A 12,345-nucleotide genomic window follows, 5' to 3' on the forward strand; every position below is an offset into this window, starting at 1 on the left:
TAGGGGAGGAAAGATTTTTCCTAGTCACCAGTCCCCAGTCACCTGTTAAAGTAAGAATTTTTCTATGGCGATCACTACTCCATCATGTTCGACACTGGCTGTCACCCACGTTGCTATCGCTTGTACTGGTTCTGGTGCGCTTCCCATTGCGACACCTATTCCCGCATATTCCAACATTTCTACATCATTAAAGTTATCCCCAATAGTCATTACTTGACTGCTTTCTATTCCTAACATTTCTTCTGCAAGGTAACGGACAGCAGTACCTTTGTTAACAAAAGGATTTGCTACTTCTAGGAAAGTTGCGACAGAAGTTGTCATGTATAATTCTGCGGGTGTGTATTGTAAACGTAAATCACCCATCATTTTTCTAATCAAATCTACTTTATTACACAAGGCTAAAACCTTAGTCGGGATGTTATCAGTTAATACTTGCCGCAAATCACCTACAGGAAGAGGAGTAACACCACAGCGTTGAGAATAGTCTGCAGTATCTGTAGTTATTTCTCGCACGTAGAGTTGATCATTAATATAGAAATGGACTGAAAGAAGCGATCGCCATTGTGGTTGTTCAAAGTAATCTAATAATTGATAAGCAATTTCCTTGGTTACAGTTAAATGACGGTGCAGTTTACCACTATTGGGATCTTGAATCCAAGCACCCTGATAAGCTACCAATGGTAAATTAGACTGAATATCTTGATGAAAGCGCAAAGCTGAACAATACATCCTACCTGTAGCTATAGCTACTTGAATACCTTTAGCTTGGACTGCTTTAATAGCTTGCTGTACAGTGTCACTGACTTGGTTATCATGGCCAGCGATCGTACCATCTATATCTAGTACCAGTAGCTTAATATCTTTTTTATTTTCAGCCTGATTGTTGATAGATGTCATAAGATGAGCAGATACATTATTTAATAATCGTCCCAGTAAGAGAGTAACAGGCGATCAGCAATAGTTAAAATAGGCTATGTTCCCAAACTCGACTAATTCAGTGATTTCAGATTCTGCAACTACAACCAATCCTACTATTATCCTTGTAGATGGACATTCTTTAGCTTTTCGTTCCTACTTCGCTTTTGCTAAAGGTAGAGATGGCGGTCTGCGTACAAAAACAGGTATTCCTACCAGCGTATGTTTTGGTTTTATTAAATGTTTATTAGAAGTATTAAAAAGCGAAAATCCACAAGCAATAGCAGTAGCGTTTGATTTAGCAGCGCCTACATTTCGCCATGAAGCAGATGATAATTATAAAGCGGGAAGAGCAGAAACACCAGAAGATTTTATTCCCGATGTAGAAAACCTCAATGATTTATTAACAGCTTTAAATATACCGATTATTACACAACCAGGTTATGAAGCAGATGATGTATTAGGAACTTTAGCCGAAAAAGCTGCTGCTGCTGGTTATCGAGTGAAGATTTTATCAGGAGATAGGGATTTATTTCAACTAATTGATGAAAAAAAAGGGATTACAGTTTTAAATTTTAGTCCTGAAGCTCTAAAACGTTCTACCAATAGTATCACGGAATTTCAAGCAGCACAAGTTCAAGAAAAGTTAGGTGTTTTCCCTACACAAATTGTAGATTTTAAAGCCCTTTGCGGGGATAAATCTGATAATATTCCTGGAGTTAAAGGAATTGGGGAAAAAACAGCAGTAAAATTATTAAATACTTATCATTCTTTAGATGAAATTTACGCTAAAATAGATGAAATAACAGGTGCAAATCATCAAAAATTAATTGCAGGTAAAGAAGATGCACTGCATTCTCAATATTTAGCCAAAATAGTTGTAGATGTACCTTTAGAAGTTAATTTAGAAGATTGTCATTTAAAGGGTTTTGATACTGCTAATTTAATTCCCATTTTAGAGAAATTAGAATTTAAGAAATTCTTAGAACAAATCAACGAACTCCAAGCAAAATTCGGGGGAGAAGTTACAGAAATCAAAACCGAAACTATCAAAAATAACCAGATTAATATTGCATCTGAAGAAGATAATGAAGTATGGTTTTTTAGTGCGGAAGATACAGCGAATGCTGAAAAATATCATCATGAAAAAATGCCAATTCGGATTATTGATACAACAGAAAAATTAGAGGATTTAGTGAGCATTTTAGAAAAATGTACTAACCCAGAAAAACCCGTTGCTTGGGATACAGAAACTACAGATTTAGAACCAAGAGATGCAGCTTTAGTAGGAATTGGTTGTTGTTGGGGAACAGGAGAAAATGAAGTTGCTTATATTCCCGTTGGTCATAAAATAGGCAATAGTGGCAATAATTTACAGTTAGATGTAGTATTATCAAAACTACGTCCAATTTTAGAAAATGCAGATTATCCGAAAACATTTCAAAATGCCAAATTTGATAGATTAATTTTCCAATGTCAGGGAATTAATTTAACAGGGGTGGTATTTGATACTATGTTAGCAAGTTATTTGCTAAATCCCGATAATACCCATAATTTAAGTGATTTATCTTTAAGATATTTGGGATTACAACTCACAGAATATAATGATATTGTACCCAAAGCAGGGAAAAAAGAACCACAAAAAACTATTGCTGATATTGGCATAAATACAGTAGCATATTATTGTGGAACTCAAGTTTATGCCACATTTCAATTAGTTGATAAATTGCGAAATGAATTAAATCAAATACCAGCATTAGAGAAATTATTGCTAGAGGTAGAACAACCCCTAGAAACAGTTTTAGCAGAAATGGAATATACAGGGGTGAGAATTAATTCCGGTTATTTACAAGAATTGTCTCAGTTGTTAGAATCAGATTTAGCATTTTTAGAAGCAAAAGCAATAGAAATTGCTGGAGAAACATTTAATTTAGGTTCTCCTAAACAATTGAGTTATATTTTGTTTGACAAACTCGCTTTAAATACCAAATATTCCCGCAAAATTCAAACTGGTTATTCTACCGATGCTGCAACTTTAGAAAAACTCCAAGAAGTTGATACCACAGGTTTGGTTGATGCGATTATTGAATATCGAACTTTAGCAAAATTAAAATCTACCTATGTAGATGCTTTACCAGCGTTAGTACATCCGAAAAGTCAACGATTACATACTGATTTTAATCAAACTGTAACTGCAACAGGTAGGTTATCTTCTTCTAATCCTAATTTACAAAATATTCCCATTCGTACCGCTTTTAGTAGACAAATTAGAAAAGCGTTTTTACCCCAATCTGGTTGGTTAATGGTTGCTGCTGACTATTCACAAATTGAGTTAAGAATTTTAGCACATTTGAGTCAAGAACCTGTATTAATTCAAGCTTATCAAAATAACGAGGATATTCATACAGTAACAGCAAAATTAGTCTTTGAAAAAGATGAAGTGACATCAGAAGAAAGACGTTTTGCGAAAACAATTAATTTTGGTGTAATTTACGGAATGGGTTCTTTAAAATTTTCCCGTTCTACAGGTGTAGATAAAAATACTGCCAATGAATTTATTAAGCGATTTAATGAACGATATCCCCAAGTATTTAAATATTTGGAGGGTGTAAAAAAACAAGCTATTTCTCAAGGTTATGTAGAAACAATTTTGGGAAGAAGACGTTATTTTGATTTTACTACTAAAACCTTGAAAGAGTTAAGAGGTAGAAATTTAGAAGATATTGATTTGAGTAAGTTAAAAAATTTGGGTGCTTATGATGCGGGGTTATTGCGTTCTGCTGCAAATGCACCAATTCAAGGTTCGAGTGCGGATATTATTAAAATTGCAATGGTTAGAATACATGAAGTTTTAAGAAGATATCAAGCGCGGTTATTATTGCAAGTTCATGATGAATTAGTATTTGAAATTCCTCCGCAAGAGTGGGAAGAATTGCAATTACAAATAAAGTCAGTGATGGAAAATGCTGTGAGTTTAAGTGTTCCTTTGGTTGTTGATGTGCGTGCGGGTGATAATTGGATGGAAACAAAATAGGTTTTAGGTGACAGGTGACAGGTGACAGGTGAAAGAAAGAAGGCAAAAGTTGCAAAATTAATTCTTTCTCCTAACTCCTGACTCCTGCTGTATTAATTCCGGCAAAATTTCCTCTGGTTATCCAGTTCTGGATGTTGCCAAGAATAGGCAAAATGACTAACTGCATTAATTTGAGGTGCAAATCTCCTTAAAGCTGCCATTTGTTGTTCTAAAGGTGGACGGCCAGTTATTGGTTCTCCCCATTTACCAGCTAAAGCAGGAATAACTTTTGTACCTGGTTGCGCCATACTTAAAACTCTTTGCACTTGGTCCATAATACAATTAGCATTTCCACAAGTCGCATAGGACATAGGATGCCATTCTAAAGTATTAGGAAATCTATCCCAAGGTTGTAAACGGGAATCATAACCTTTTCCTATTGTTTGATTACCTTCTGGGAAAAATACTACTCCCGCTGGAATATTATTTTGTGTGGCTGGATAACTAGCTAGGGCAACAAAATCTAATATACCTTGCATGGCGTGAGCAACTGCCAAAAGCCATAAATCTGTTTGTAAAATTGGTTGTTTATCGTTTGCTGTGAGTAATGATTTTTCTGCAACTGGAGGAATACGACCTTCCCACATTGGTTCATCTTCTTGGGGATAAAGTTGATCAACTTGTCCTATATCTCCTGCTGTGATGTATCCTTTACTTAAAAACCGGCGAATTAATTCTAGTCCTTTATTATTTTTGGCACGACGCAATAAAGCTTCTTGAATTGCCGGAGTAAATAACCATAAATCGCCAACTTTTGTAGCTATGGAATCAGTTCCAGCTTGTCGGGGATAGCGTACATAGTCTAATAATAAGCCATCAGGACGACGACGCATTATTTCTTGTACCATGCGGTAAAAATCGGTTTTTGCTTGGGTGTTATAGGGGTCTACAAATACTTGGGAACGGTTATCTACAACTTCTATGCTAGTTTGACCTTTTCCATTACGAGCGATCGCATCTTTTCTACTCTCAATTTGACCATAAGTGTAGCCAAAATTTATTGTAAACATCCAAGCATAAACTTTTAATCCTCTTGCTTGTCCTTTTTTAATTCCTTCAGCTAATAAATCAACTTTTTCTTTTCCTGGAGTGCGAACTACAGCAGGCCAAACTGTGGGATTATTTGCTACTGGTAACAATACCTGTCCATCATAAAATGCTTCTAAATAAACTTGGTTATAGCCACTATTGACTATATGATCCATTATCTGATCAATTGCTCCTGGCTGAGAGTCACAGGGATACAAACGTAACCAGATAGCTTGAGTTTGTGGCCAATTTTGACGGCGACAATTTTGTAATTCTTCTGCGTGTTCTTTGAGGATTTTTTGATAACGACTTTGAGCATTTCTATTGCCTTTAATGGCTGATAAACGTAGTTCTTCTTTTTGTTTAACTGCTTTTGGTGATAATTGACATAACTCCATTACTTGTGCTGCTGCTGGTTGAGTGCTAAAGTTAGGAATTAACATACTACTGCTAAAGAAAACAGCAAATAGACTGCGACGCAATAATCTTGGTGTGGGAAAGTTGAAAAGAGTTTTGTACATATTGCTTAATTAACCTTAATTGATCTATCTTTTGCTAAATTTCTTACTTAATTAATATATGACAACAGGAAAAATTTATTTAAGGAGTCGTAGGGGCGAAGCATTCGGACAATAACCTGTGATCAAAATTGATAATTTATCGGCCGAATGCTTCGCCCTTACAGGAAAATTGTGATCAAAATTGATAATTTATCGGCCGAATGCTTCGCCCTTACAGGAAAATTGTGATTACAATTGATAATTTATCACCCGAATGCTTCGCCCTTACAGGAAAATTGTGATCAAAATTGATAATTTATCACCCGAATGCTTCGCCCTTACAGGAAAATTGTGATCAAAATTGATAATTTATCACCCGAATGCTTCGCCCTTACAGGAAAATTGTGATCAAAATTGATAATTTATCGCCCGAATGCTTCGCCCTTACAGGAAAATTGTGATCAAAATTGATAATTTATCACCCGAATGCTGATGCTTCCAGCACGCTTCGCAAACGCTCTTACAGGACAATAACCTGTGATCAAAATTGATAATTTATCGCCTGAATGCTTCGCCCGTATAGGAGAAATATTCATGAATCTAGAGAAATTTTTGCATAAAAAGCAGGCCAAGCCTGCTATTAAGAATATTTGCAAATTATCAACTTTTGCCTAATAATTAACCACCACGGTTAACGACTGCTTCAACACGAGCAAATTCTTTTTCTAGGCGATTTTTCAACTTTTCAGGTATGGGACGGTTAGGGTAGGAACTGTAGTGTCCAGCTAAAGCGTTCAGGGCGGTTCTCATGGTTGTAAAGGAACTCAAGCCAGAAACGGCATTGGATCTTTGATAACGTGCAGAAAAGTCATTTATTTTTTGACGTGCTTCTGCTTGTATTGCTGCTTTATTAGGATCATCTGGTGATAATTCTACGGCTTGTTTTAAGACTTTGACTACGGCCAAGGTGTCTTGACGATAATCTCCGGTTAAGCCGTCTGGACTGCCAGAACAACCCATTAAACCGATGGTGACTACTAAAAGTAGTGCCAGCAGACGCGACCAATAATGCTTCATATCCATTAATTAAATACGTAAATCACAGTCCATCGTATCAGGGAATAGGGGACTGGTGACTGGTGACTGGTGACTGGGTAATGGGTAATTACTTATATTTTTTATTTTTCCCAATCACCAATCCCTAATCACCAATCACCTCATATAAAGTATTCCGTTGTTGATAAGGTCTGTTGAGGGAGGCGATCGCACTTTGCAGGGTTTCTACTTCCATGCACGTACCACCGATAGCCCCGGCCATTGTGGTAATGTGTTCTTCCATTAATGTGCCACCAATATCGTTACAACCCCAAGTTAAGGCTTCTGTCGCCCCAGCTAACCCTAATTTTACCCAACTTGGTTGATGGTTAGGTATGCAGTTTCCTAAGAATATCCTTGCTACCGCAGTGAGTAAAAGTGCATCTGCTAATACTGGTTGATCTCTTCCTACTCGACGACGTAAGGATTTAGGTGCTTCTTGACCCACAAAGGGTAATAAAATAAATTCTGTAATTTTGGCTGGGTATCCTTTTTCTAAGGCTGTTTGTTGCAGCGATCGCAATTTTTCTAAATGTCCTATTTGCTGTTCCGGTGTTTCAATATGCCCCGATAACATGGTACTCGTAGTTGGTACACCTATTTTGTGCGCTGTACTGACAATTTCTAACCAAGTTGCAGTATCTATCTTTTCAGGACATAATACTTTTCTCACTTGATCATCTAACACCTCGGCTGCTGTTCCTGGCATTGAACCCACACCCGCATCACGTAAAGCTTCTATGACATGAGTATAGGAAATTCCGTCAACTCTAGCAATAAATTGGATTTCCTGGGGCGAAAAGGCGTGTAAATGTAGCTGGGGAAACTCTTGTTTAATGGTTTCTACCAATTTAATGTAATAAGGTAAGGATTTACCGTTAATTTGCGCTTGTGGGTTTAATCCCCCTTGCATACAAATTTCTGTAGCTCTTCGACGCACTGCATCTGTAGATTTTTCTAAAATCTGCGCCCAATCTAACCAGTAAGCATCCGTATCACTATCATCTCGGCGGAATGCACAAAAACTACAGTGCTGTTCACAAATGTTAGTAAAATTAATGTTACGGTTGATTACGTAAGTAACAGTCTCACGAGCTTGTTTTTGTCTCAGTTTGTCAGCAGTTTCCCGAATAGTATTTACAGATTCCTGGTCAGTTTGGTTTAATAAAACTACTGCCTCAGATGGTGATATATTAAACCCTAGCAAGGAACGCTCAAGAATAGAATCCAAGGTTATATTAGTCACAGCTATTTAAAATTTTATTAATGTATGAATAAATTAAAAGCCAACTTACTATTTTAATGCTTTGGCTGTATGTTGAATTGGTTTTTAAGAGGTTTTCTAAAAAGTTGATGGCTAACGCTACGCTACGCTCTAGGCGAATATACAGCATTTTCCGGTGTCATGAGGTACACTATGGGCGGGCAAGACTTGTACTGAGCTTGTCGAAGTATGCCCACCCCACAAGAGTTTCATGATTATGATTTGTACCTCATAAAAACGAAATCTGCTGTAAATCGCTACCACACAAACAAAATTCACCAGTGAACTAAGGAAAAATTAGGGGTTTCAAACCTGTATAGGCAGCTTTGGCTGTGTAGATGTAATTTCTCATCACCCAAGTTAGACTTTTTAGACATCCTCCAAACCTCTGTTTTATTGTGCATGAGTACCTTTTGTCTACCTAAATAAATAATTTCAGATATCAACCCGGATTCCTATAGTTTTTGCCAATAAAATAAATAACATAATTAATTTTTTAGACTAAAATATTTGAAATTTTAATTTATGGACTTCGATGCCTATCATTCCCTATTAAACGTTCCCACGGGTCCATTAAAGATTGCGGAACATCCACCTAGTGATGTTGTAGCTAGAAACAATGATCTTCTCCTATCTCTGGTAATTCCTACTTACAAAGAGCGTGATAATATCGAGAATATCATCAATATCCTCACTGGTTTACTAGATGCAGCGATACCTAATAATTATGAATTAATTGTAGTTGATGATGACAGCCCAGACCTCACCTGGCAGGTAGCACAATCTTTGATATATGATTATCCGCAGTTGCGGGTAATGCGTCGTCAAGATGAAAGAGGACTTTCTTCGGCGGTAATTAGAGGTTGGCAAGCCGCTAAAGGTCGTGTTTTGGGTGTGATTGATGGAGATTTGCAGCATCCGCCAGAAGTATTATTACAACTATTACAAAAAATAGAACAAGGGGCGGATTTGGCTTTAGCTAGTCGTCACGTTGAGGGTGGTGGTGTCAGTAGTTGGAGTGTGGTGAGGCGGTTTTTATCCCGTGGGGCGCAGGTTTTAGGGTTGATTATTTTACCAGGGGTATTGGGTAGAGTTACTGACCCGATGAGTGGTTATTTTATGGTGCGTCGAAGTGCGATCGCTGGTGCTACGATGAATCCTGTGGGGTATAAAATTCTTTTGGAGGTGATTGGTAGAGGTAACGTTAGAGAAATTGCTGAAGCGGGTTATGTCTTCCGCGAAAGAACAGAAGGAGAAAGTAAAGTAACGTGGAAGCAATATGTTGAGTATATTCAACATTTAATTCGTTTACGGGTATCTACTGACAAGTTAGGTAAAATCAGTCGCAGAATAGATTTCCCCATTGGCAAATTTATCCGCTTTGGTTTAGTGGGTTTGAGTGGGGTGTTTGTAGATATGGCAGTGCTTTATTTACTCAGTGATGCTTCTACTTTGGCTTTACCTTTAACTCGCAGTAAAATAATTGCTGGTGAAATTGCCATTTTTAATAATTTCCTGTGGAATGATGCTTGGACATTTGCAGATGTGTCCATGCAGCAAAAAGGATGGAAACAACGGATTAAGAGGTTTTTAAAATTTAATCTGGTTTGTTTAGCAGGATTGGTAATTAATGTTTTGGTTTTGAATGTTGTTTATAATTTCTTGATTCCTAATCAGTATATTGCTAACTTGATTGCGATCGCAGTAGCAACAATTTGGAATTTCTGGGTTAACCTCAAATTAAGCTGGCGGGTGACAGATGTAAAATAATCAATTTGATTGGTGATTGGTGATTGGTGATTGGTGATTGGGGAGAAATTCCTTAACTATTCCCTATTTCCTATAAATGGTTTTAACCAAGTTAGAGAAATAGCAAGATCGAGAAGAGTAACTGCTAAGGCAAACCAGAAAATACTCTCTGCGGCTAAGATTAAAAAAGGTAAAATTGTATTATTGAAACTCCAACCAAATTCTATTTGAGTTAATCCGCGTACTAAACCAAAAGCAAATACCGCACCAGATTTAAGGTGACTATTTTTATCTACTCTGATGATATAGCGATAGGTGACACCAAATAGAAAACCGGAAAAACCTGCAATTACAGCACTAAGTATAAATTGTAAATTAATTTGTAAATTAATTTGTGAATTAATTATTTGTGAAATTTGTGAAATTTGTGAAATTTGTGAAATTTGTAAATTAATTATTTGTAAATCAATTGACGAACCTTGATGAATATTCAGTATAGGAAAATACTGCTTTAGCAACAACCCATTAACAACAGTCGTAACTAAGAAAGCAGAACCAACGGATAAACTACCAATAACACCTGCTTTAACAGATTCTAACCTTTCTTGCATGAGTTCCATAAACCTGGCCAGCCTTCTGTAAACACCAATGAACAATCTACCGCCTTTTCCCGGTATGATAAACATTAGAAACCTTTTGCAATTATTTGAAAAGTAGAACTATGATTTTGACACTAGGTTGGGTATCACTTCTGGTTGTGTTCACTTGGTCGATTTCTATGGTAGTCTGGGGACGGAACGGACTCTAGAGGCATCGTGGAAAGTCCATTACTGAGTATTTTGGCTATAGTTGCCCTAGTGCTGCTAGTGGGAGTTACAGGTGGTGTAGTCTATTTAACCTTGGCAGATTGGCGCGATCGCCGTCGTCGAGAAGACGAAACCCGTGAACTTAAACGCAGCACTGCCAAACGTCGCTGATTTTACAGCCCATACAAACACATACAAAGCTTTATGTGGGGACATGATTAGATTCGTGTCTCCACATATTCTATGGCAACAGGAGGCAGGACTTTTTTATTTTGGATTTTGGATTTTGGATTTTGGATTTTGGATTTTGGATTGTTTTTGTTAACTCCAATCTAAAATCTAAAATCTAAAATCTAAAATTTTCTTCCCCAGTCACCAGTCACCAGTCACCAGTCACCAGTCACCAGTCACCAGTCACCAGTCACCTGTCACCTGCTATATCTACTTCCCCTGGTAGATCCAAAGCGATTAATAAAGCCTGTGCTAGATGTGCCATCACTGCGTCAGAAAGTACACCTCGTAATCGCAAAAAGCGCGTTTTAGATAATACCCGCACCTGATCTGCCATTGCGATCGAGTCTTTCCTCAGTCCGCCATCTGGTGCTAAAATTAAAACTTGAGTGGGGTAAACCCGCTTGCCGGTTTGATAAGTCGTGCAAGGTACTGCCAAAACAACTGGGCTAGATAAATTAATTACGTCACGACTGACAATAATTACGGGGCGAGTTCCTCCTTGTTCTGAACCTTCAGTCATTTCTAGACGCGCATCGTACACTTCACCCCTTCTCATCGTGGAGATTCCCCTAGCTGCAACGCCTCCCATTGAGCCGTAGCAAATTCCGCCTCCATTCTTAAAACTTCTGCTTGATAATCTGGATCTCTGGTCATTTCCGCTAAAGCGGCATCAATTTCGGCTCGCCTTTGTGCTGCTAGTTCTCGCTTCAAAGCTTGCACCACAAACTCATTTCTACTTTTGGCTTTCCCCTCTAACACAGCTTTATCAGTCGCTTCTAACAATTCTTTCGGGATCGTTAACGTCGTGCGAATAGTTTCTACTTTCATGGCGCGTTCAGTCTGTGATGTCTGAAGTGATGCCTTTTATGATATCGTTTTCGGCATCCATTAGGAACTGTAAATTTGTCATTGGTAATTGGTAATTGGTGATTGGTAATTGGTGATTGGTGGGTTATTATTCTCCCCTACACCCCCAAACAAATTTAAACCCCCCAAACGGAAAATGTCAGGGGGGTTAGCAATTGCAAAAAAACAGGCTCTATATCCATAAATTAATTATTCACTTGGGAAAAATAACCTTGGGGCAATCTACGATCATCGGTACTGGAATACTCATGTCTGGTTTCGACTCAAGATTTACCACGTTTAAGCGAACCATCAGCATATAGTTCTAGGGGTACTAATTCAGTTTTGCCATTAACTTTTACTTGGGAGTAAACTACTTTGAGCAAAGGAGAGTGGTTTTCATTGTAACGTAAACACATAACATATCCTCTCTTGTCTGTTACAAATTTTTCTGGTCTTCAAGGCAGTTGATCTCTATAATATAAAGATGTTTTTTAAGTTGTTTGTAGTTTGCATTGCCTTGATTGAGTGTTTTTTTCTCTTTACTTTATAATACCAAAGAAAAGGTTAAATTTGGGAAAAATAGCGGTAAATATCATGAAGATTTGAACAAGTTAGCAAGTAATGTTGTCAGTGGAAATTATTAGATATACTTACTGAAAGCACAATTTAGTTACCCAAAAAATCATATATAAATAACAACTGGTTATGATCTGTAATTCCCTCATGATTTGCCAGTTAATTGATTGCTTGGGAAGAAAAATTTACGTCACAGTTACAGAGTATAATTGATTTATAACTTTACTGACAAACTAAGTAAGTCGGTACAAAAAA

12 protein-coding genes are annotated in these 12,345 nt (G+C 37.4%); 4 read left to right on the plus strand and 8 right to left on the minus strand.

Going from position 1 to position 12,345, the window contains the following annotated elements; all coding sequences use genetic code 11:
- Positions 1-45: 45 nt before the first annotated feature.
- Positions 46-897, minus strand: coding sequence for a Cof-type HAD-IIB family hydrolase (locus tag H5968_RS04995; protein WP_187039036.1), 852 nt, complete (start codon positions 895-897; stop codon positions 46-48).
- A 76-nt stretch (positions 898-973) separates the two neighbouring features.
- On the opposite strand from H5968_RS04995, the gene polA reads away from it, so the two are divergent.
- The gene (polA, locus tag H5968_RS05000) at positions 974-3,949 is read left to right on the plus strand and encodes a DNA polymerase I (RefSeq protein WP_187039037.1); all 2,976 of its coding nucleotides are present in this window, start codon (positions 974-976) and stop codon (positions 3,947-3,949) included.
- A gap of 92 nt (positions 3,950-4,041) precedes the next feature.
- Here polA and H5968_RS05005 read toward each other — a convergent pair whose 3' ends face one another.
- The 3 genes from H5968_RS05005 to cofH form a co-directional block, all read right to left on the minus strand.
- On the minus strand, positions 4,042-5,538 hold the full coding sequence (locus tag H5968_RS05005; protein WP_187039038.1) for a family 10 glycosylhydrolase: 1,497 nt from the start codon (positions 5,536-5,538) through the stop codon (positions 4,042-4,044).
- A 657-nt stretch (positions 5,539-6,195) separates the two neighbouring features.
- Positions 6,196-6,594: a photosystem II protein Psb27 gene (psb27, locus tag H5968_RS05010; protein WP_096572777.1), complete on the minus strand. Its 399-nt coding sequence runs from the start codon at positions 6,592-6,594 to the stop codon at positions 6,196-6,198.
- 124 nt (positions 6,595-6,718) lie between these two features.
- A complete protein-coding gene (gene cofH, locus H5968_RS05015) occupies positions 6,719-7,858 on the minus strand; it encodes a 7,8-didemethyl-8-hydroxy-5-deazariboflavin synthase subunit CofH (RefSeq protein WP_187039039.1) in 1,140 nt (379 codons plus the stop codon).
- 543 nt (positions 7,859-8,401) lie between these two features.
- On the opposite strand from cofH, the gene H5968_RS05020 reads away from it, so the two are divergent.
- The gene (locus H5968_RS05020) at positions 8,402-9,646 is read left to right on the plus strand and encodes a glycosyltransferase (RefSeq protein ID WP_187039040.1); all 1,245 of its coding nucleotides are present in this window, start codon (positions 8,402-8,404) and stop codon (positions 9,644-9,646) included.
- A gap of 56 nt (positions 9,647-9,702) precedes the next feature.
- Here H5968_RS05020 and H5968_RS05025 read toward each other — a convergent pair whose 3' ends face one another.
- Positions 9,703-10,245: a hypothetical protein gene (locus H5968_RS05025; protein ID WP_187039095.1), complete on the minus strand. Its 543-nt coding sequence runs from the start codon at positions 10,243-10,245 to the stop codon at positions 9,703-9,705.
- Between the two features lie 101 nt (positions 10,246-10,346).
- On the opposite strand from H5968_RS05025, the gene petN reads away from it, so the two are divergent.
- Positions 10,347-10,433, plus strand: a complete 87-nt coding sequence (gene petN, locus H5968_RS05030) for a cytochrome b6-f complex subunit PetN (RefSeq protein WP_013189847.1) — start codon at positions 10,347-10,349, stop codon at positions 10,431-10,433.
- Between the two features lie 7 nt (positions 10,434-10,440).
- Entirely contained in the window at positions 10,441-10,602 is a 162-nt protein-coding gene (locus H5968_RS05035; protein ID WP_096570625.1) for a hypothetical protein, read from the plus strand.
- Between the two features lie 250 nt (positions 10,603-10,852).
- Here H5968_RS05035 and H5968_RS05040 read toward each other — a convergent pair whose 3' ends face one another.
- The 3 genes from H5968_RS05040 to H5968_RS25480 all read right to left on the minus strand — a co-directional run bounded on the left by H5968_RS05040 (position 10,853) and on the right by H5968_RS25480 (position 11,930).
- Positions 10,853-11,221 (minus strand): type II toxin-antitoxin system PemK/MazF family toxin, encoded by a 369-nt coding sequence (locus H5968_RS05040; RefSeq protein ID WP_187039041.1) that lies wholly within the window; start codon positions 11,219-11,221, stop codon positions 10,853-10,855.
- Positions 11,218-11,493, minus strand: coding sequence for a ribbon-helix-helix domain-containing protein (locus tag H5968_RS05045; protein ID WP_096570629.1), 276 nt, complete (start codon positions 11,491-11,493; stop codon positions 11,218-11,220). The genes H5968_RS05040 and H5968_RS05045 overlap by 4 nt, the downstream gene beginning before the upstream one ends.
- Before the next feature lie 302 nt (positions 11,494-11,795).
- Positions 11,796-11,930 (minus strand): hypothetical protein, encoded by a 135-nt coding sequence (locus H5968_RS25480; RefSeq protein ID WP_255427049.1) that lies wholly within the window; start codon positions 11,928-11,930, stop codon positions 11,796-11,798.
- Positions 11,931-12,345 lie beyond the last annotated feature (415 nt).

This window comes from Sphaerospermopsis sp. LEGE 00249, assembly GCF_014299995.1.
GTDB lineage: Bacteria > Cyanobacteriota > Cyanobacteriia > Cyanobacteriales > Nostocaceae > Sphaerospermopsis > Sphaerospermopsis kisseleviana.